Origin of the sequence: Tunturiibacter gelidiferens, from assembly GCF_014201335.1 — a bacterium.
Classification (GTDB): Bacteria; Acidobacteriota; Terriglobia; order Terriglobales; family Acidobacteriaceae; genus Edaphobacter; species Edaphobacter lichenicola_E.
Genome location: NZ_JACHEB010000001.1, coordinates 106,985 through 127,967, shown reverse-complemented (window position 1 = coordinate 127,967; position 20,983 = coordinate 106,985). Strand labels below are relative to the sequence as shown.

General features: G+C 54.4%; 20 protein-coding genes and 1 tRNA gene. 9 read left to right on the top strand and 12 right to left on the bottom strand.

Features of this window, described 5'->3' with window-relative positions; genetic code table 11:
• Positions 1-19 precede the first annotated feature (19 nt).
• The 4 genes from HDF14_RS00515 (at position 20) to HDF14_RS00505 (ending at position 3,044) form a co-directional block, all read left to right on the top strand.
• Positions 20-961: a DUF2950 domain-containing protein gene (locus tag HDF14_RS00515; protein ID WP_183972515.1), complete on the top strand. Its 942-nt coding sequence runs from the start codon at positions 20-22 to the stop codon at positions 959-961.
• A 145-nt stretch (positions 962-1,106) separates the two neighbouring features.
• Positions 1,107-1,889 (top strand): potassium channel family protein, encoded by a 783-nt coding sequence (locus tag HDF14_RS00510; RefSeq protein WP_183972513.1) that lies wholly within the window; start codon positions 1,107-1,109, stop codon positions 1,887-1,889.
• 185 nt (positions 1,890-2,074) lie between these two features.
• Positions 2,075-2,419, top strand: coding sequence for a phospholipase D-like domain-containing protein (locus tag HDF14_RS27310; protein ID WP_221304497.1), 345 nt, complete (start codon positions 2,075-2,077; stop codon positions 2,417-2,419).
• On the top strand, positions 2,385-3,044 hold the full coding sequence (locus HDF14_RS00505; RefSeq protein ID WP_221304496.1) for a phospholipase D-like domain-containing protein: 660 nt from the start codon (positions 2,385-2,387) through the stop codon (positions 3,042-3,044). Before HDF14_RS27310 ends, HDF14_RS00505 begins: the two co-directional genes overlap by 35 nt.
• Positions 3,045-3,065: 21 nt before the next feature.
• Here HDF14_RS00505 and HDF14_RS00500 read toward each other — a convergent pair whose 3' ends face one another.
• The 9 genes from HDF14_RS00500 to HDF14_RS00460 all read right to left on the bottom strand — a co-directional run bounded on the left by HDF14_RS00500 (position 3,066) and on the right by HDF14_RS00460 (position 11,941).
• Entirely contained in the window at positions 3,066-3,620 is a 555-nt protein-coding gene (locus HDF14_RS00500; RefSeq protein ID WP_313899453.1) for a hypothetical protein, read from the bottom strand.
• A 270-nt stretch (positions 3,621-3,890) separates the two neighbouring features.
• On the bottom strand, positions 3,891-4,466 hold the full coding sequence (locus HDF14_RS00495) for a hypothetical protein (RefSeq protein WP_260697928.1): 576 nt from the start codon (positions 4,464-4,466) through the stop codon (positions 3,891-3,893).
• Between the two features lie 136 nt (positions 4,467-4,602).
• Positions 4,603-5,481: an OmpA family protein gene (locus HDF14_RS00490; RefSeq protein ID WP_260697927.1), complete on the bottom strand. Its 879-nt coding sequence runs from the start codon at positions 5,479-5,481 to the stop codon at positions 4,603-4,605.
• Between the two features lie 135 nt (positions 5,482-5,616).
• Positions 5,617-6,117, bottom strand: coding sequence for an OmpA family protein (locus HDF14_RS00485; protein ID WP_183972505.1), 501 nt, complete (start codon positions 6,115-6,117; stop codon positions 5,617-5,619).
• A gap of 36 nt (positions 6,118-6,153) precedes the next feature.
• Entirely contained in the window at positions 6,154-7,611 is a 1,458-nt protein-coding gene (locus HDF14_RS00480) for a DUF1254 domain-containing protein (protein ID WP_183972503.1), read from the bottom strand.
• A gap of 84 nt (positions 7,612-7,695) precedes the next feature.
• A complete protein-coding gene (locus HDF14_RS00475) occupies positions 7,696-8,775 on the bottom strand; it encodes an HAD family hydrolase (RefSeq protein WP_183972501.1) in 1,080 nt (359 codons plus the stop codon).
• A 460-nt stretch (positions 8,776-9,235) separates the two neighbouring features.
• Positions 9,236-9,991: a DUF4239 domain-containing protein gene (locus HDF14_RS00470; RefSeq protein WP_183972499.1), complete on the bottom strand. Its 756-nt coding sequence runs from the start codon at positions 9,989-9,991 to the stop codon at positions 9,236-9,238.
• 747 nt (positions 9,992-10,738) lie between these two features.
• A complete protein-coding gene (locus HDF14_RS00465) occupies positions 10,739-11,386 on the bottom strand; it encodes a dihydrofolate reductase family protein (protein ID WP_183972497.1) in 648 nt (215 codons plus the stop codon).
• Between the two features lie 479 nt (positions 11,387-11,865).
• Positions 11,866-11,941: transfer RNA gene (locus tag HDF14_RS00460), tRNA-Ala, on the bottom strand.
• 209 nt (positions 11,942-12,150) lie between these two features.
• Here HDF14_RS00460 and HDF14_RS00455 point away from each other — a divergent pair.
• Genes HDF14_RS00455 through HDF14_RS00445 form a run of 3 tightly spaced genes read left to right on the top strand, consistent with a single transcriptional unit; the run spans position 12,151 to position 13,931 of the window.
• The gene (locus HDF14_RS00455) at positions 12,151-12,855 is read left to right on the top strand and encodes an RNA polymerase sigma factor (RefSeq protein ID WP_183972495.1); all 705 of its coding nucleotides are present in this window, start codon (positions 12,151-12,153) and stop codon (positions 12,853-12,855) included.
• Positions 12,852-13,535, top strand: coding sequence for a zf-HC2 domain-containing protein (locus HDF14_RS00450; RefSeq protein WP_183972494.1), 684 nt, complete (start codon positions 12,852-12,854; stop codon positions 13,533-13,535). The genes HDF14_RS00455 and HDF14_RS00450 overlap by 4 nt, the downstream gene beginning before the upstream one ends.
• Positions 13,536-13,550: 15 nt before the next feature.
• Positions 13,551-13,931, top strand: a complete 381-nt coding sequence (locus HDF14_RS00445) for a nuclear transport factor 2 family protein (RefSeq protein WP_183972492.1) — start codon at positions 13,551-13,553, stop codon at positions 13,929-13,931.
• Between the two features lie 186 nt (positions 13,932-14,117).
• Here HDF14_RS00445 and chrA read toward each other — a convergent pair whose 3' ends face one another.
• The gene (gene chrA / locus HDF14_RS00440) at positions 14,118-15,422 is read right to left on the bottom strand and encodes a chromate efflux transporter (RefSeq protein ID WP_183972490.1); all 1,305 of its coding nucleotides are present in this window, start codon (positions 15,420-15,422) and stop codon (positions 14,118-14,120) included.
• A gap of 85 nt (positions 15,423-15,507) precedes the next feature.
• On the opposite strand from chrA, the gene HDF14_RS00435 reads away from it, so the two are divergent.
• A complete protein-coding gene (locus HDF14_RS00435; protein ID WP_183972488.1) occupies positions 15,508-16,017 on the top strand; it encodes a DoxX family protein in 510 nt (169 codons plus the stop codon).
• On the opposite strand, the gene HDF14_RS00430 is transcribed toward HDF14_RS00435, so the two are convergent.
• Positions 15,966-16,727 carry a GntR family transcriptional regulator gene (locus HDF14_RS00430; protein WP_183972486.1) on the bottom strand — a complete coding sequence of 254 codons (762 nt, stop codon included), beginning with the start codon at positions 16,725-16,727 and terminating at the stop codon, positions 15,966-15,968. The genes HDF14_RS00435 and HDF14_RS00430 overlap by 52 nt on opposite strands.
• A 287-nt stretch (positions 16,728-17,014) precedes the next feature.
• On the opposite strand from HDF14_RS00430, the gene pulA reads away from it, so the two are divergent.
• On the top strand, positions 17,015-20,161 hold the full coding sequence (pulA, locus tag HDF14_RS00425) for a pullulanase-type alpha-1,6-glucosidase (RefSeq protein ID WP_260697926.1): 3,147 nt from the start codon (positions 17,015-17,017) through the stop codon (positions 20,159-20,161).
• Positions 20,162-20,193: 32 nt separating this feature from the next.
• Here pulA and HDF14_RS00420 read toward each other — a convergent pair whose 3' ends face one another.
• Complete coding sequence (locus HDF14_RS00420) at positions 20,194-20,982, bottom strand: tetratricopeptide repeat protein (RefSeq protein ID WP_183972484.1); 789 nt, start codon at positions 20,980-20,982, stop codon at positions 20,194-20,196.
• Between the last annotated feature and the right edge of the window lies 1 nt (position 20,983).

Below are 20,983 nucleotides of genomic sequence, written 5' to 3'. Positions count from 1 at the left end.
GTCAATTTCGGAGGATGCAATGTTGCTTACATGTCGCAAATTTCTATTCGCATTGAGACTTCTACTTCTGGTTGTGATCCTTCCCATTGTCCCGTGCCAGGCCTATGAGAACCCTTCGACTAGGGTCTTTGCTTCGCCTGAGGAGGCAGGGAACGCTCTGCTGACGGCGGCGAAGTCCAGAGATGTGGATGCGCTTATGGCAATCTTCGGTCCGCACTCTAAGGCACTGATTCTCTCTGGAGATCCCGTACAGGACAAATACACGGCAGATTCGTTTATCAACGAGTATGGTGTTATGCACCGCTGGCGCACCATGCCCGATGGCGGTGAGGTGTTGCTGGTTGGAGCTGATAATTTTCAGTTTCCAATTCCATTAAAGAAAAACAGTGACGGTAGCTGGTTTTTTGATACCGATGCGGGAAAGGAAGAGGTTCTCAACCGCCGTATCGGAAGGAACGAGTTGGCGATCATCAATGCCTGTCAAGCGGCCGCTATAGCCGAAGCAGACTATTTCGCTCATCTTCACGACGGTGAGAAGGTGAAGCAGTATGCATCAAAGTTCATCAGCGATCCTGATAAGCAGAACGGCTTGTACTGGAAGCCCGCGAATGGCAAGCCAGCGAGTCCACTCGGACCATTGGCGGCAGCCGCATCATCGGATGGCTATGTCGCCCATGCAAACGGGCACACTGCATTCCACGGCTATTACTTTCATATGCTAAAAGGCCAGACCGGAAAGGCGCCTGGCGGAGCAAAAGACTACGTGATCGAAGGAAAGATGACCGGCGGGTACGCATTCGTCGCCTACCCTGCTGAGTATGGAAACTCCGGAGTAATGACCTTCATCATCAATCAGGATGGCGTGCTGCTCCAGAAAGATCTGGGGAAGAACACCGCGGAGATAGCAAGCTCTATGAGCGAGTTCGACCCGGATACTGACTGGACCATCGTGGAACCGTAGATGCTAATCACAGGATGACGAGAATGCGTCAGCAGATTAACAACTCGCAGAGACAGAGATCGCTGAACGCTGTAATCGCTTATCTTCATCTGAACTTCTGTTGATGTGATCACTCTCGCAGCCTCATAGAAGGTTCTCCAACCAGATGTTATCTAAAACCTTTGTAAAAGACCGTCGAGTCTCCGCCTTCGAAAAGGGGCGTGCTCTGATCACACAGACCTGGGAGTCGCAACTCACTCTATCGATATTTCTGGGTTTGCTTGTCCTCACCGTGTTCCTGATCCCCGTGCTGGGACTTGAGCGTCCCTACGCAAAGTTTTGGCGTGACCTTATCTTCTCAGTCGTAACTATCTGCGGCGTGGCGATTGCATGGGAAAATCGTCGGCTCTTCATCTTTAGCTCGTTTGTTGCAATCATTGCTCTCGTCATCCGATGGACCGCATGGTGGATCAGAACCGACAACTTCGCGCTTTGGCGGGAGGTTGCGACTCTTGCCAGCATTGTCCTTATTTGCTGCGTGCTCCTCACCCAGATATTCCGGAGTGGAATTGTAACCTCCGCTAGGGTTCAAGGAGCCGTGGCCGTGTATCTCCTGCTCGGCTTGGGTTGGGCTCACTGTTATCACATCGCCAATCGCTTGATTCCCGGCTCATTCCAAACTTCTGTAGGTAGTTTCTTCTCCGTAGTTGAGTGGTACTACTACAGCTTTGCGACTCTGACGACCCTTGGATACGGAGACATTGTGCCTATTAAGCCGATCTCACGCAGCCTCGCAATTGCAGAAGCGTTGACGGGTCAGTTATATCTCACTGTTCTCATCGCACGTCTTGTTGCCCTTGAAGTCATGTCATGGCAGATCGCCTCCAAAATGGAGCCGGAGGAGAGCCCGCTCACCGCGCATTCATCGGCAAGAATCGATGAACATTGAGAACGATCCATTTATGTCACTAGCGATAACGCCCATCTCGTTCAGCTGCAAACGATGGTTTGGGACCAAAATGTGCTGATCTTATTGCATCCGCTCTTCGTTCGTAACCGAAAGAACTTTATCACTCCAACGAGCTTCGCGCGACGCTCGCTGACATCCTAAGCAGTCGGCCCGGAAGGAACTCCATGTCCCGTTCCCTAATCGTTCTACCGGATGATTCCGGAAAGCCCATCGTAGACGCCGCGAAGAGCGCAACGAAATCACTCAGGCTTAAAATGTTCACTTTTTCGGATCCGACCTTAATCGACGCCCTCATTGCAACCCATCGGCGAGGAGTAGACGTGCGGATTATGCTCAATCCGGCGCGACGAAATGGCATGCAGGAAAACGAGGAGACGCGTAAAACTCTGACTCAGGCCGGCGTGAAAGTCAATGGTGATCGACGACAAGACCGCTTATGTGAAGTAACTCAATTGGCAGACCAAGAACCTCACGGTGACCCGCGACTACGCTGTCGTGACTACACATAAACACGAGGTAGGAGAGATCATTGATTGTTTCGAAGCGGACTGGCACCGTACCGCGTTTTCTCCGGGAGACCACTCACACCTCATCTGGTGCATAGGAAATGGGCGTCAGCGCCTTGGACAACTCATCGACGAATCCAAGCACTCGTTGTGGTTGCAAAACGAACGTTATCAAGACTCGATCATGATCGAACATCTCGTCAGGGCAGCGCGCCGGGGGGTCGAGATCCATGTCATGGCTCGGCCACCTCACAAACTGAAGCGGGAGCAGATGAACGAGGGGGTGAGCGGTCTTCGCATTCTCCAGGACGTCGGCGTGAAAATCCATAGGTTGCAGCATCTGAAGCTACATGCAAAATTGCTCTTTGCAAACGGCAATCGGGCAATTATCGGATCAATCAACCTCTCGCCTGGAAGCTTCGACACTCGTCGCGAATTAGCGATAGAAGTCAACGATGAACACGTTACAAACCGACTTCACGAGATAGTCCGCCACGACTGGGCGAATTCCAAATCGTTGGATCTATCGGATGAAGGGCTTCTCAAAGAGCTGGAAAAATCGGATGAAGATGCACCGGAAGATCTTGCGCTTGAAACCAGCAAAGATTGGAAAGGCAAAAAGCATTGAACTCAGAACGGTGCACGAGGCCTACTTTTGCGATTTGGGCGGAAGCCGCTCATCATAAGTCAACTGCATCTGCTTCAACCTAAGAATTGCGTAGATGGTTGTAAGCACCATCAGGATCACCAAGACCCCTGTGCATCTTCGCTCCCATAGATAGATCCGTTCGCGATTGGCGACATAACTGGCAATGATCAAGCACAGAATCACAGCATTCACCATCCAATTTCCTGTCTTTCGCAGGATAAAATGTAAGGTTCCAAAACCTGCCAGTTGATAAAGCATAAAGATCAGGATCGCGGCCATCGGCAACAGTTCGGACGCCCCGAGCGATGTGTCTACTGTGTCGGGTAACCGAGCATGCAGCAGTGTGCTATGAGCGAGCTCGTGGAACAAAGAAGGCACAGCGCATAAAAAAGGAACAACGGCTAATAACTCGAGTATTAAAGATCCGCTCCACACGCCAATTTTCGAAGCAGCGTCGGCTCCTGTACCTGACGAATCAGCACCTATAAAGAGACCACCAACCAAGGCAGCCGCGCTCGATAGCATTAGGAGCTCCACCGTGATGCCGAAGCTCACGGGTTCTCCTGTCTTGATTAGGAGCAATGCCATAAATCCGGGCAAGTAGAACATGATTCTCACGAGCCGCGCCCAAACGCGAGGATCTCTCTCCGGGGGCAGGATCGGAAGCAACAATCCATCAACTCCTATTGTGGGTCTATCTTTCGACATCACATCTCCTCAAACCACATAAGAGCTAGTTGATATGCAATTGGCGTTGTCGATTTTTATGAGATTGAAGCGTCGATCACTAGCGTCACCGATGCCAAGTGCCTTATTGGCACTACTTTAATTAACTCCCGCAGTTCCCTTCCAATCGAGGAGGTCGGAAAGTCTCCAGGGGTTCTGATTCAAATCCAATGTCAGTTGGCCTTCTTTATTCATGGTCAATTGCGCTTCGGGATACAGAATTCCTGTGCTCTTACTCTTGTCCTGATCGTTGAGTTCGAGAACGCCGGCCGTCAGGTTGTATGACTGGGATTGGGTGTCGAAGAATGCTTCTCCAAAACGGATCTGCCGATTTGTGACGAATACGATCTTACGTCCGGTGGGCGTGGCCGTCATTCTGATATAGGCACAGTCGTAGCCGAGCGTACCGGTTATCTCAACGTGCCCTACAGCTTTCATTCGTGAGAGAGCGTTAACGAGACCCTGATTTTGGCCCTTCTCGTAAGCCTGGACTAGGGTTACTCGGTCTGCAGGAGTAGAAAACTCATAGATGTTCAAGGTGACGCCTATATTCTGCCCCATCTGTGTGCCGGTACCGAAGGCCTGAGCGTCAATAGTTTCGTATTTGTCTCGGGCAAACCCTGGATGGACGGCTAGCAGGCAGATAGCTGCAACTACAAAACTCTTCAAGATCATCTTGGAAGTTCTCGAATAGGCACGCATATTTATTCTCCTCAACTGAGATTGGACAAGCTTTATTCAGAGCCCGAATCTAAGGGAGGTGGCCGTCGAATGTGACCACCCAACAACGTCAGTACTGTGACTCCAGATTTCAATTGCCAGAGACGCCTTTGTTTTGCAGAATCCGCACGACGACACGGCGGTTTTCAGCCTGACCTTCAGAGGTCTTGTCAGAGTCAACCTGAGAAGATGTTCCCATTGCACCAGGGGCGAGCATATTGGTGAGAGGAATCTGACCTTGTTGAACGAGAATTGCGGTGACCGCGTTCGCGCGCTCGCTGCTAAGTCTTTGATTCAACGCAGCGCTGCCGACCGCAGAGGCATACCCCTGTACCTGAAGAATGTAGGCAGTAATACCTTTGGCTTGTTGTGCTAGCTTCAGAAGCTGCTCTTTATATTGCGGCTCCACGGTGATCTTCCCATTAGCGAAGAGAACAGTGGTTTCTCCAAGGATGTTGTATTCGCCTAACTCGCCAAAGCGTTTGTTAGCAGCTGCGATGGCCGCTTTATTTGCAGCGACCTTTTGCTGCTCGGCCGTAAGTTGAGCTTGTTGCTGCTGCAGGGCTGCCTGTTGCGCTGCAATCTCCTGGTCACTCAACTGTATCTGCGCCGCATTGGCAGCTACCTTCTGCTCGGTCGGTTGCAGACCCGCCTGGGCGTCCATGGCAGCTTTCAGGTCTGAGCCTTTGAATTTGATAGTGTCGGCGACAAACTGATTTTGATCATTAAGAGTTCCCTTTATCTGAACAGGAAGGCCGGGAATGAGAGCCGTCATAGGCATCTGCTTTGTGCGAGCTTTGAAGACCCCTTCAACCTCTCCGACGCTCGTACTGTCAGTCAGAAGCACGACAGTGTTGGGAGATCCGGCACTTTGCACCGTCATGGTCGCACCGCTGCGGCCATTAATCACGCCTTGGATTTGGGATTGACCCTGGGCAACTTGAATCGTCAAAGTCAACGCCGCAACCAAAATAACGACGAGTCCGACACAACGGTTTGCGTGAAGCTTTTTCATATTCTTTACCTCGACTGAAATGAGAGCATTTCCTACAAGCTTTAACGGTGATCACTCAGAACCAGCTTTTCCTGCGAGCGGCGAGTTCTCTCAACGAGGAGCGTAGGCAAACCGGACAACTCGGTTCTTAGCATGGCAATCCTCGGAGGAGTCGATACAAGCTGGATACAACTTCCCCCACGGCACGGCCAGCACGATTTGGTTCTCCGGAATGCCCTTATGAATCATGATTTCTCTGACCCACTCCGCTCGCTGTCTCGAGAGGTTGAGATTGTAGCCCTCGCTGCCGGTCACAGATGCATAACCTTCAATGAAGAAACGATCACCCGGATGATCCTTCAACCATTGGACATTTGCGTTCAAAGTGTCCTGATCTAATGCATGATCGAAACGGTCATGGGCGAACGGCACTTGATGGATGTTTTGGTTAAACGCTTGTTCCTCGGGACCATAGAGAACCACTTTTGGGCTTCCCCAATAAGCAATCCAATAGGCATCACCGGACGCTGCTGGAGTATCTGTCTGGGCGGATAAGGCGAAATTGCTCAAAAGGAGCACCGTAACCGCGACGAGAAGAAGGCGACGTTTCATGGTGTATGACCTCAGTCTGGCTGCGCTTCTGTGTGTTTATTGCACTTCAATTGCGGGCGGTGGGTACCACGTGCCATTGAGAGCGGGTGGCAATGGCCAGTAAAGGCGCATTAGCGGGGTCATCATCGGGATGCTCGCTGATGTTGGTAGCCAATTGAGCTCTTTGTCCGCGCCGGGACTTGTAGGCTGAAGGTAGATGGTCAAAGATCCGTCAGCGTTTTTCTTTGGGTTCATCCAGTCACTTACAGAAAACTTTGTAGTGCCGGGTATCAGAAAGTGATTCTGATAGTTGGTAACGGACCAGAACCCTCCGGCAGGCGGTGTTTGGCCCTTGGCAAAGGTAATCGTGTACTTCTTCCCGCCATCCAGGGTCTTTCCAGCGCTATCCTGAACCAAGAAGGGGTAGTAGCCATCCTCGGGAAGGTTCGCGCCAAATCCCACAAAGGCGATTCCTGCTCGGAGCGAATAATCTGTTCCATAGTTTCCGAGGTGTGGATTTGGAATGAGCCACCCTTGTTTCAGATCTCCGATGCTGGCCGGATTTGCGGCGATCTTATCGAACTCATGTTGGACTGCCTTCGTGGCGAGACCCATAGCCGCCTTCTTTTCAAGCGATAAGGCGGAGTAGTCGAAGGGTTGACCGTGAACTATCCCGAACTGGGCAAGGAGTTTGTCAACGCCCTTGGCCCTATCTTCGTCGGGAAATGGCACTTTGTTAAACCACTCGGCGGCTTTCGTGAAGAACTTCTCGCCGTCAAGCGCATTGGCTTGCGGCGACGGGCCAGGCGTGACGGGTATATTGGGATTGACGGTTCCGAGAGGTTGAGTAAAAGGTTTACCGAACGCGCTGAGTGGCCTCAGATCATATTGATCTTGAACCGCGTGAACATTGGGCAGATCGTTGAGCCCTTCAACTTGGGTGCGGACGATCAGCCAGGACTGATTGGTCGTACAGTGGACGACGATGCTATTCGGAATCTTAGGCAGGTCGCCCTTGAAGTCGGGGCCGACCATGATGAAGCTGGTTTTCTTAGTCAGACCCTTCTGAAGGCCATTGCTGTAGTAGACCTTCGTCCATGCGTCCATAAACTCGTACATCATGAACCGCTTTTTGGTAGTTCCGGGAACGTTCGGAATGGCCGGTGTCGTAAATATCACAGGTTCATTCGTCACGTCAGTCCAGGCCAGGGTATACAAAGTGTCCGTGCTGGGAAGGATGACGCCATGATTATCTGGACGGCTTTGGCGCACACTCATGAACTGATTGATGGGTGCCGACAATGTCTCCCAGGTCGGTTTCTCAACGTTGGTGAGAGCCTCCGTCGAGACGCCGAAGACGACCAGAGGATACAGATATTCGTAGGCAGATGCGGCATCTTTCACGACAGCTTCAGGCGCGGTCGAGGTTGTCGGGTCCTGAGAGGGCGTTTGCTTGCAGCCAACTGCCAAGGCAAGTGACATGAGCAGTGCATACGCTGTCAACTTTATCATCATCACTGGAATTTCCTTTTCAAGTACGCACTCGACTTCCAGAAAAAGCGGAGCGAGCGGTTATGGCCAGTAAAGAGGTCGTTCAATTCATTTTTGCCAAGGGAAAATCTGCTTCCAATCGTTCTTCATACTGATCACGATCCACGCGTTTTTCGTCGCCTCAGTTAGTAGCGCTTCGGAGAATGTACCGACACCCGTGTCCGGGAGTCCTGCGGCGGGCCCATAAGCATACTCGCGCTTCTCGTCATCATGTAGAACGAGCATCATCAACCGCGCGCCACCTCCTGCCTGTGTCCATTCGAGCATTTGAGTATCGCCCGACTTGAAATCGGCACTTCCGGAGTTGCCAAAGGCAGCTTGCGGCCGTTTGCCAATAAAGAGGTTTATTCCAACCGGCTTGCCGGGACCGTCGTCGATGAAAAATGGCTTGGGCTCTCGCATTAGCACCGGCTTCCCGCTCGAATTGTCATAGTTCGTGACGATGCTCGATCCAACAACGTGCTCTGGTGGAACCCCATACACCCTCTCGCTGTAGGCGCGAACGAACTCCTGGCCACCTCCCGTCACGATGTACGTCCTGAATCCATTGGCCCTCAGATACTGCATAACCTCTAGCATGGGCTGAAAGACAAGATCGGTATAAAGCCGGTCGAAACGAGGTGCTTTGGCTGTCTTGATCCAATCGTTCACGATCCCCTCAAAGGCCTCCGTGCTCATCCCCGCATGGGTCACGGCGACGATCTGTAGCCAATCAGTCTCAGTAAATTTACTCATCGCCGCACGGTCGCCTGCCAGCACCGATTTGAAGGGATCCTTCTGTTTCCACTCCGGATGTTCCGGCGCCATCTTACCCACACGCTTCAGCGCAAACATTGCCTGTCCGTACAACGGGTGTTCCGTCCATAGCGTGCCATCTTGATCAAACGTGGCGATTCGGTCAGCCTTCTCAACGTACTTCGGGCTCGATTTCTCGGTCGTATCCCTCACAAAAGCAAGCACCGCCGCCTTGGCGGGTCCATCATTCCACGAGGGCAGAGGATCGCCGCCAGATGCCTGCTCACCTTTCGCTGTTACAGCACGCACTGAAAGAAGCGCTGCCGCGCTCGTCGAAAGAAACGTCCTGCGACTGACGTTATTGAATGAGCTTCGCGACGATCCGATCTTCATGAACATTCCCATTGCACTTCTTTCGGCAAATCGACGCCGCTGCTGCTGCCGACATCTGCGCCGCTCATACCGTCGCCTGAAGTCGTCTTGTGGCAGAGAGAGATATCTCTCCGGATCGTGACGTCGCCCTTGCTCTCAGGTCACTCCGAGTAGATGCAATCCATGTGCCAATTGCAATCCGACCGGCTAAGCTTTGATCAGATATAGACTTCGCATGACTACGGAGACATAGAACATCGCAATCCCAACTCGATTTGGCTCCGACCTATCGGAGTTAACTACGATGGGTCGGAGCCGCCGACCGCAAAACGTTCTGAGAATTTTGACTGATTCCCTGAAGCGATCCGGACAGATCAAGCGTGGCGACGTTGGTCTCCCGATCAATTTCCCTGAGAAATTGACTGGTAAGTGATCGCGCGTTGCCTGAAGATTGAGAGATTAAGAATCGTGAATCAGACGACTACCGTTCCATCTGAGAGAGCGCTTCGATAAGGGGAGCTGAAGAGATCCTCATCACGCCGGTAAAGGGGCTATACATCTCAAGGATGATGAAGATCGCTCCCGATACGGCTAAGCCGGCAAGACCTAGCGTAACGAAGATCGTGGCGTTTGGTGGAGCGAAGAGTCCGAAGCCGACGAAGATGATCACCAGCCAGGAGATGAGTGCCACGAGGAGAGGAGTGGGTACCGAGCTGTGTTGGGACTTAAGGTACATGAGCCATTGAGTGTGTCGCAAAGCAATAATCTGCACAGTGATCTGGGACTTTGCGGCGACTTGACTCGAATCCTTAGGCTCCAGATGCTCCAGCTGATCCACCAGCGTTTCAGCTTTGTCAGCCGGTCTGCGCTCTGAACGCAAGGAGCTTTGCGCTGGCCAGATACGTTGGACGCCCTCCGCTACAACGCGGCGGAATTCACTGCGAATGTTCCTGGTCTCCGGGCCGTACCGTTCCAGGGATCGATCGATCGTGACGATCTCGGAGGACATCTCTACGACCTCGTTCTGCCGTGCATCATAGGTCGACTTTGCGGACGATACTAGCATTCCGAGGACCAACGCAGCCATGGTGGAGATTAGAGCCGTCGAGAGTCTTACGGTCTCCTTGACATCCGTGCAGAGGTGTTCCTCCGGAAGGATTCGCCGGATAGCCATACCAACCAATGCAGCTGCGAAGACACAAGCAAAGACGATGCCACTGAGCAGAATCGAATTCATCGTTCTCCTTCTTCTTCCAGGACAGATCGGGCCGGTAAGACTGGCTCAGCTGTGGCGTTGAACAGCTGAGCACTCGAAACAACTTAGGGCCATGAAGGATCCCCTAGGGGTTTCGGCCTATGGATGGAGTCAATCAGCCTATATGAGGTCAGCAGAAGACTACACTGCTAATCGATAACAATGCTAGATATCTGTGTCGGCGCCAATCGCATAGCGTAGGGTTGTCCTCCACGTCGGGAGCCATCTTTGTATAAAATTCGCTCGGTTGAAGCTTACAGGCCTCGCATTCATCGAGAAATCCAACTCGGTGCGATTCGCGATTCTCGCGAGAGACATGCCTTATTTATGACCAGCCCATGTAACTTGAGTCTGGCCGAAGAATGTGTGGAAGGAACAAGCGGCACTGATGCCACGTGTCAACGCAGGCGAGATCACGAGCAACGATCTCTTTGGTACGCGGGAATTCCTTATGGACAACTACCGATATCGATTCCTTGGGCGAAATTGGAATCTATGGCAATTCCGGCGCGGAAGCTATCTACCCGCCGTACTTCGCCGACAGTGAAAATCGACCCCTTAGCGGATCGAAGTCAAGTTACACCCATCGTTGTGATCGTCCTCAAATCGCGCCAAATGAGCGCCCATCCCTATCAGCAAGACTCCACATCCTGCTATTGGTTCTCACATCACACAACTGAGGCTCGACCGCGATACCGATCGCCGCGACGTGCTGGCAACTCGGCTTCTCTAAACCTTTTCCAGCGTGAGATGATTCGCGTATTCCGAAGCTTTGCGATTGGTTACGGAAAAGCCAAGCGCACGCAGATCCAACCCCTCAAACAACGATTCCCCCTGACCGAGCAAAACAGGCACCGACGCGAGATGCAGGGAGTCGATGAGTCCGGCCTTGAGATACTGCCGCACCGTCGAGACGCCTCCTCCAATCTTGACGTCTTTTTGGCCTGCAGCTTGCTTCGCGCGTTCGAGCGCTTCACCAATTCCGCCGGTCACAAAGTAGAAAGTTGTCCCGCCTTCCATGACCAGAGGCTCGCGCGCGTGATGTGTCAAAACGAAGGTTGGCGCATGATAAGGCGGATTGTCGCCCCACCAGCCCTTCCATGAGTCATCCAGCCAAGCGCCGCGCGTGGGACTGAACATGTTTCGACCGAGGATGAAGGCGCCGAAGTTGTCCATCGCCCGATGGGCAAATTCATCGTCGGTGTCGCCGGCGGATCCGCCCTCTTGGCCGTGCATTGAGCAGAAGGTCCGCGTATGAAAGAACCACTGAAAGATCTCGGTTCCACACTTACCAAGCGGATCGCTCAGGCTTTGCTCAACTCCAGCGGTGAAACCGTCGAGCGAAACACCAAATCCCGCGACACGAATCTTTGACATCTGGGCTCTTTCCTCCTCGATTCTTGTATTGACTTTCTTGGCTACGGACGAAGTTGCATCTATCCTGTCCCCACTTCGCCTCGGAGTCCATTCTGACGTAGAGGATAATCCAGGCAAGCCCAGTGAGCGTCAGAAAAATCGTGAGCGAATGATTCCGGATGCTTTGGAGCAGACCGCCATCCGCGTCGCAGTCCTTTGTCGCTGCTGTCACCGGACTTCGGCGTTCTGAAGTTAGAGGCCTTAAGTGGTGCGACATAGACCTGGGCGGCGGATGGCTTACTCCAACACGGGGTAGTGTGAGTAAGCACCTTACCAATCTCAAGAATCTTCCGTCAGCAGCCACGATCCCCATCCCTCATGCTCTCGTCACAGCTCTGCAGATATGGCGCGAGGAGGCAGCATTACCGCACCGACGATGACGGGGTTTTTGCGTCGCCTTGTACGGTCTCTATAAATTTTTGATTCTAAGCTAGATGATTTGGTGGACCTGATCGGGATCGAACCGATGACCTCTTCCATGCCATGGAAGCGCGCTCCCAGCTGCGCCACAGGCCCACTCTTAGGAAGGACTCTTTCTATTCTGGCCGACAGCTCAATATTAGTCAATGTCAGCGGGAACTTATCTGCCATGCTCCGGTGTCTAAGTCTAATAGAGTGAGCGAGCACTCGGCCGCCGGCGGCGCAGTTTCTAACACCTTCGCGAGCGTCGCACGCTCCATAGTTGCATAGCGATTCGTCAAGTCGTAATGTAAAGGACACCCGATATGCAGGCGGGCACGATAGTGGGTAATCTAGTAAGCGCAATAGGCATCACCACCGAAGACGTAGCTCTCGTCGCCGACCTCAAAGCCGGATCCGAGGAGGCGTTCGCCGTCCTCATCGCGCAATATCATCAACCCCTCTACTCACTCATCGCCCGCAGCCTCAACGACCCCGCCGACGCAGCCGACATCACTCAGGAAGTTTTCATCAAGGTCTTCCGCAGCATCCGTGGCTTCCACGGCGGGTCCAGCCTGCGTACATGGCTCTATCGCATCGCTCTCCACGAGGCCTCGAATCAGAGACGCTGGTGGTCGCGCCACAAGAAACAGGAGATCACCATCGATTCCTCTTTCGAAGCCGACTCGGACGCCGAGAACAATCATCTCAGCCTCGCCGCAACGCTTGCCGATCGCTCCGATTCTCCGTTCGACCATGCAGCCCAGGCCGAGACTCGCGAGCGGGTTGAAGCCGCACTCCGGCAGATCCCCGAGGCCTTCCGCACAGTCGTTATTCTGCGCGAGATTGAAGGCTTCACCTACGAAGAGATCGCCGAGATTCTCAACGTCAACCTCGGCACAGTGAAGTCGCGACTCACCCGCGGTCGTTCTGCCCTCCGCATAATCCTGAATGCGGATGGCGTCGTAGCCGCAGCAATTTCTGAGTCCTCCCCGGCCTCTCAGGAATCGAAGCAGATGGTGACACGATGAGCTCCCTAAGTTGTCAAAAGTGCCAGTCTTCTTTCTCCGCGTATCTCGATGGCGATGTCAGCGGAAAGCTGATGCAACGAATCGCGAGACATCTGGAAGACTGCGCCGACTGCAGACAAGACTTTGCTTCCTTGCGTGCCACCCAGCGTATGCTTTCAACCGTTGGGCAAGCGAAGGCTCCGGCCGACCTCGGGCTTAGGCTCAGGCTCGCCATCTCGCACGAACATTCCAGGCGCAAATCGAGTTGGATCGACACCATCAGTCTCAAATGGGACAACGCAGTTCGTCCTCTATTGGTGCAGGTATCTGCAGGTTTTGCCGGCACTGTCGCTCTGGTTGGCGGCATCGCTGTTCTCCTGGGACTTTTCGCCGCACCAGAACCCGTTATGGCAAACGACGAGCCCCTCGGCGCCATGACCTCGCCCCACTATCTCTACTCCTCGGTCAACCCCCACGCCATCCTCACCGACCACGACGGCGTCATCGTCGTGGAGGCCAGCGTGAACTCAGCGGGGAAGGTCTACGACTATCGCATCGTCTCCGGACCTGAGAGCCCGGCTGTTCAGAGCCAGGTAGTTGATCAGCTCTTGACCAGCGTCTTCCAGCCAGCCAGCGTCTTCGGCGCACCGGTGCGAGGCCGCGTCGTGTTGACCTTCTCAGGCATCTCCGTCCGCGGCTAAAGAAGCGCATCCATCATGATCCAAGAACAGAAGGCCATCCAGACTAACCGCGAACTTCTCGCCTCCGCCTACAAGCACTTCAACGCACGCGATATCGACGCCGTACTAAACCTCATGCATCGCGATGTGGACTGGCCCAACTTAATGGAAAACTGTCGCGCGCACGGTCACGCAGAGGTTCGCGACTATTGGACGCGCCAGTGGGCAATCCTCGACCCGCACGTCGAACCCACCGATTTCACCTTCGAATCCGATGGCCGCACTACCGTTCACGTCCATCAGGTCGTTCGCGATCTCACCGGAAAAATACTCGTCGATTCGATGGTCCAACACGTCTACCTCGTGCAGGAGGGTCTCATCCGCAGCATGGAAATCCGCAACAGCGAGCCTTCCTGAACTTTGGAACAGTTTGAATTCCATGCGAGCGAGAAGGACAGCAGTGGCAAAGTGCAGTCGAAGGGCATAGATTCAGGCTACCCGGCGGGGCTGGATCTACCACTACCTTTGACCGTACGCGGCAGCGGTGAAGGTGGCTCATCCGCTGATGCCCGGCGCCATTGCCGTGGCGAAGAAAAAGAAGGATCAGCGGGATGAAGCGGTTTCTGCTTTTCGAGCACAGTTCCTTCTAAGGCCTGAAAGGCGATCGGGCTTGCGAAACATGCGTCGAGAGTTCAGGTGGATCAAGAGGGACGCGCTCATAATCCAGACAACGGCCCAGAGATCCGGGTTCCTCGAACCGGCAGGGAAGAGCACTCCGCGAAACAGGAAGACGGTAAGCTGCAGGATGGCGGCAACAACTGCGGCCGTGATGAGCTTTAGGACCGATCGGATCACCTGGCTTGCACCGGATTTTGCAATCCACGGCGCCGCAACGAAAACAAACAAGAACCCCGGCAGGAAAGTGTAGAAGATCGTGACGAGTAAGGCGATCGTTCCCATGAGAAAGGACCCGTTAAAATGATGAAATCCAGCCATAAATCCGACGAATCCGACAACAATAATCAGTGGTCCCGGCGTTGTCTCCGCGAGCGCAAATCCGTCCAACATTTGCGCATGGCTTAGCCAGGAGAATTTCATTACGGCTACCTGTGCGACATACGGAATTACGGTGTATGAGCCGCCGATGGTCACAAAGGCTGTTTGAGTGAAAAAGGCGGACAACCTTATCCAGAACGGAAAATCGCACCCGAAGATCCCTAACAAAAGCAACGGAACGCTTCCGATGGCGGCACATCCACCCACAATGCGCATGGTCCGCCAAAGCACGTCGCTAGATGCATAAACTACCGTCCTCTCTCTGGATGGGGAGTGGTCGATCCCCCTCAGGCGCCGGAGAAGCCCCAGAATGACACCGATGGCAACAATCACTCCCATAATCCAGGGAAGGGGAACATGCAACAGGCTGAGAGCGAGGAACGATGCAACTGCCACAAACCATTGCAGCCGGGACCTGAGAGCGCGACGCCCGATCTTAAAGAGTGCATGCAAAACCAAAGCGACGACAATGGGCTTCAACACGTGGAACAGGAGGGTCACCCACCAGACAGTCCCGTATCCGGCATAGAGCAAACTGAGCCCGAGGAGGATGGCGGTAGAGGGAAGAACAAACAAGATCCCAGCCAGGAACCCGCCTATCTTTCCGTGCAACTTCCAACCAATGTAGATGGCGAGTTGCTGCGCTTCAGGTCCCGGCAACAGCATGCAGTGACTCAGTGCATGGAAGAAATCGTCGGAATCGATCCAGCGACGCTTCTCAACCAGTTCGGATTGCATGATCGCGAGATGAGCTGCTGTGCCTCCGAAACTGATCCAGCCCAATTTCCACCAGAATCCGAGCGCTTCGCGTAAGGAAGGATGACCGCTGCCCCCCGATCGGTTCTCAAGCATGGAAATTCTTGTAACCTCACGTGACATTATAACGTCATAATGACCTAGATTTCTCAAATCAAAATTCGGTCAGAAGGATAAATTTATGCCAACGCAATTCAAACCTGCCGCAGCAACCTGCATTTCTTCAGCCATGCAGCGTTACGCCGCGATTCCACTTCGCGCAATCGTCGGCGGGGGCTTTATACAACACGGCTGGGCGAAGATCATCAAGGGCCCGGAGGCATTCGCAGCGATTCTGCAGTCTCTGCACGTTCCCTTCGCGCATCTGTCGGCCTACCTCACAATTTCGGTAGAGTTGCTGGGAGGAGCAGCGTTTCTTCTCGGCGCATTTGTTGCATGGGCAAGCGTTCCTGCAACGGTGGTCCTGCTAACCGCCATGTTTACGGTCCATCTACCCTATGGCTTCAGTTCCATCAAAATCAAAGCGATCGTGGATGGTCGAGCGCAATTCGGTCCCCCTGGATACGAATGCGAGCTTCTCTATATCGCGTGCATTCTGGCGATCGTGTTGCTCAACCCAGGCCCGTGGTCCATTGATAGCTATCGCTTGCGGGAGCGCAACGCCCGAGTTCCCGCCGAGTTTCCCGGATGACGAAGAAGCCTCGTGACGAAGCGGACGAGATCGCCTCTATAAGACAGCACCTCATAGTCGACCGGCTGATTGCCGATTGTCAGCGACGTTCGCTCGATCTGAAAGATCGGAGAACCCACCGTTACCTGAAGGGCGTCAGCGACCGCTTTGGTTGCGATCACCGCCTCCAACTCATAGTCTGCTTCGACCAGAGGGACTCCATATTCTTCTTCGAGAAGAGTGAAGATCGGATGCAGCCGCAGATCGTTGCGCACGATCTGCTTGCCAAGGGGGAGGGGCAGATATGTCTCATCAAAAGAGATCGGCGTATCATCGGCGAGCCGCACCCGCTTGATCTGCATCACTTTTGTCCCTTTCGCCAATTCAAGGCGTTCTGCAACGCGTTCCGAGGCGGCAATGACACCTTGACTTACCACACGGGCAGTGGCTCTTCGCCCGACAGATTTCATGTCCTCGACGAAGCCCGTTAGCTTTGTGAGTTCCGCTTCGATCCGCGGCGACAGAACGAATGTTCCACGTCCACGACGAATCTCGAGCAAGCCTCGACTGACCAGATTCTGGATCGCACGACGAACCGTAATGCGGCTCACCTGAAATCGCTGAAGCAATTCATCTTCGGTAGGCAATTGATCTCCCGGGCGATACTCGCCCTGGGCGATTTCAGTGGCAATGGTTTCCTCGATCCTGGCATACAGCGTCGCTGCTGGCATAATGACAATATAACGTCATGGCAATTTGGTTCCGTTGAGCTCTGCTGACATCATCTCGCAGAGTACGATGTGCACTGCGCCGACAAGAGACTCGCTGAGCAGCGGTCGACTGCTACCTGCTACCTGACCATAAAAATTATGGAACGACAGGAGAATAAGCTTGCGCGTAGCGAAGGTAATCCGCTATTGTGACTGCCGTGCCGAACCCCCCGGTCTGGCTGTCTCTCGCCACATGATCGATCATTGACAGAACAGGCCGTGCGGTAACGAGCTCCAGGAGCTTCGCGATGATGCCTTCTACCTCCCCTCTTTGGGCACGTACGATGCCCCCGCGCGCAAGATCCACAGCAAAGCGCCTTCTGCTCCTTCTACTTGCGCTGATGTGTTTGTTACCTACCCTGCGGGCGCAGTCGGACCCGCCGATTCCCCCCGGCGATGTTCGCATCCATTACTTCCGTCCGGATGGAAATTACTCAGGCTGGGCGCTGTACACGTGGAATGCGTCGACTGAGAATGCCTCCTGGTGCAGCAGCGAAGTTCAGATCTCAGGGACGGATGCTTACGGGGTGTACTTTGACGTGTCGGTGAATCCGGCGCAAGGAACTCCGACGGGCGATCTCGGTTTCATCATCAATAACTGTGCCGAAAATCAGGTGAAGGATCCGGGACCGGATCAACATCTTCAGATCACGGCGTTCAGTCAGGCGTGGATTATCTCGGGGGATGCGACGGTGTATACGTCGGAACCCACTGAAGCGCAGAAGTTGAACAGCAACTTCCTCAAAGAGCAGGCGTATTGGCTGGATCGCACCCGCGTGGCGATACAACCCACGTATTTGCAGAGCGGGAACACCTACGCAATCTATTGGAGCCTCACGGGCGGGCTGCAGCTAACGGAGACGGGCGTGACCGGAGGGCAGGCGATACCGTTGACTCCAGGTGGCACGCTTACCCAGGAAGAGCTGACCCGTTATCCGCAGCTGGCGAGCTACGCTGTGCTGACGGTATCGCCACGCGTACCGCTGGCAACGATCAAGCAGGGGCTGAAGGGACAAATCGCGATCTCATCTGTCAGCCAATCCGGAGCATTGAGCTATGCAACTGGCATTCAGGATGCGGGCGTACTAGACGATATTTATTACTACTCGGGAAAGCTCGGTGTAGTGGTGAAGCACTCCCCGGACGATGATTGTTGGTTCGATTGGGCGGACGATAACGAAGCAGCGGTGAAGCTCAAGCTGTGGGCGCCGACCGCGCAGAGTGTTTCGCTACAGCTGTTTGACCATGAAAATGACGCAGCGCCGGAGGCCACAGTGGCTATGCACGAGCATAACGGCGTCTGGGTCGCACGGGGAACCGCAGACTGGAAGGGCAAATACTACCTCTACAGCGTGAACGTATATGTGCCGGTGGATAAGACGGTGGATACGAACGTCACCTCGGATCCCTACTCAATTGATATCGCATTGAATGGCGCAAAGAGCCGCATAACAGATCTGGACTCACAGGCGACGAAGCCGTCGGGATGGAACTACTCATTTTCACCGCCTTTGAATTCGCTGAACGACATTAGCATCTACGAGCTACATATTCGCGACTTCAGCGTGGGCGATACGACGGTCCCGGCCGCACACCGTGGCATGTATGACGCGTTCGCGGATGAGAACACAAATGGAATGCGTCGTCTGCACGCACTTGCGGAGAGCGGGCTGAAGGCGGTCCACATTCTTCCGTCGTTCCACTTCGCCTCGGTGAACGAGGACAAGTCAACATGGCAGACGACAGGCGATCTCTCGGGAGATCCGCCGGACGGCCAGCAACAGCAGGCCGCTGTCGCTGCAATCCAGTCCAGCGATGCCTATAACTGGGGCTACGATCCGGTGCACTACATGGCGCCGGAGGGGAGCTATGCGATCAATCCTGATAATCGCGTCTTCGAATACCGCACGATGGTGCAGGGTCTGCACCGTGCGGGGCTGCGGGTAATCCAGGACGTCGTCTTCAATCACACCAACGCTAGTGGAGAAGCTGCAAACTCAAATCTTGATGAGGTAGTTCCGCTGTACTATCACCGGCTGGATGCAAACGGGTCTCTGGAGACTGGCTCGTGCTGCCCTGACACAGCCAGTGAGCACCGGATGATGGAAAAGCTGATGGTCGACACGCTTGTGATGAACGCAAAGGAGTACAAGATCGATGGCTTCCGGTTCGACCTGATGAGCTTCCACTTTACCTACAACATGCAAGCCATCAAGCAGGCGCTGGCCGCACTGACGCCGTTGAAAGATGGCGTGGATGGGTCAAAGATCTACTTATATGGAGAGGGCTGGACGACGGGTGAAACTGCTAACGGCGCTATCGGACCGAATGCGAGCCAAGCGAATCTGTACGGTTCTGGGGTCGGTACCTTTAACGATCGGATACGAGATGGTGATCGCGGGGGAAACCCGTTTGCGGACCTGCGGGTGCAGGGCTTTTCAACGGGGCTGCTGACAGACTCCAGTGATTACACGACGAGTACGACCGCGCAAAGCGATCAACTGACGGCACTGCTGCAGGACGAGGATTGGATACGTTTGGGGCTCGCCGGCAATCTGCGGAACTACACCTTTACGTCCTACACGGGCGCGACGGTGACAGGAGCGCAAATTAACTATGGCGGCCAACCAGCCGGATACACCGCATCGCCGATAGAAGCGGTGAACTACTGCTCGGTACACGACAATCAGGACATCTTCGATGCCGTGCAGATCAAATCAAGTCTGAACGACTCGAGCACCGTACGAGCGCGACGCCAGGCGATAGCGTTCAGCGTGATCGAACTTGGCCAGGGAGTGCCATTCTTCCAGGCCGGCGACGACCTGCTCCGTTCAAAGGATTTGGATCAGAACAGCTTCGACTCCGGAGACTGGTTCAACAAGATTGACTGGAGCGGCCGCGGGGCCAACTGGGGTATCGGGTTGCCGATCGCCAGTCAGAACCAGGGCCAGTGGCCGTTAATGCAACCTCTGCTAAGCAATGGCGCCTACGCGCCGCAGCCGCAAGACGTTTCTTTCTCCGGAGCGGCGTTCCAGGAGTTCATGCAGATTCGTTACAGCTCAAATCTCTTTAGAATGTCAACGCTCAAAGAGATCCAGCAGAATCTGAGCTTCTTGAACACGGGCACCAACCAAACGCCGGGGATCATCGTGATGAAGCTCGACGCGAATGGTGGGAACTACGGCCAATATAAACATGTGGTCGTCATCTTCAACGCAACCAATGCGCAGACAACCTTCACCGATAGCAGACTGGCGGGATTAAAGCTTCAACTTCATCCGGTCCAGCAGAACTCCAGCGATACGGCGACGCGCGAGTCGACGTTCAGTTCGAAGACTGGAGCCGCCACGGTGCCCGCACTGACGACCGCTGTGTTCGTCTCTGAACGCAACTGAAGTAGGAATCAGGGCGGACTTGATCGCGTGGATCATGGGTCACGGTACTCGCGGCGCTTTAGTTCGCGGAGCGCCTGTTCGTGGCCTTGGACAGCGGCCTGACGAATCCAGTGGCGGGATTGGGTGTAGTCGTGTTCGACGCCCTGGCCGATGGCGTAGAGGTGACTGAGCTGGAACTGGGCTTCAGCGTCGCCCTGATCGGCGGCCTTCCGATACCACGCGGCGGCCAGTGTATGGCTGAGCGGGACGCCTTGGCCCGTGTAGTAGAGATCGGCCAGCTTCTGCTGGGCTTCAGGATAGTTCTGGGCGGCCGCCAGGCGATACCAATGGGCAGCATCTGTGTTGCTTTGCGGAACCCCTTCCCCTTTGCGATACATGAGGCCGAGGTTGTATTGCGCCCAGGCGAGGTTGCTGTGAGCAGCGCGTTGACACCATGCGAAAGCTTCAGCAAAATTGTCGGCCGCATAGTAGCGAAAGCTGAGGTTGGCTTGAGCGTAGGCGTGGCCTTGCTCAGCGGCTTTGCGCTCCCAATAGGCTGCTTCGGTGTCATCTTGTGGCAGGCCCCGACCCGCGTCGTACAGGGTGCTGAGGAGATATTGCGCTTCGGCATGGCCCTGCTCGGCGGCGAGCCGGAAGCCCGGCGCAGCTTCGGTGAAGTTGCGGGCGTTGTAGTCAGTAACAGCTTGCCGGTAGTGCGGGTTAGAGGCTGCGTTGGCGGCATCGCGGCGGCCGCGGGTGATGATGCTCGAGCGCGTGGAATGGAGCGACAGAGCGCCGCTGGTAGGGATGTGTTGCAGCCCGGCTTTGGCTTTATCTTCCATC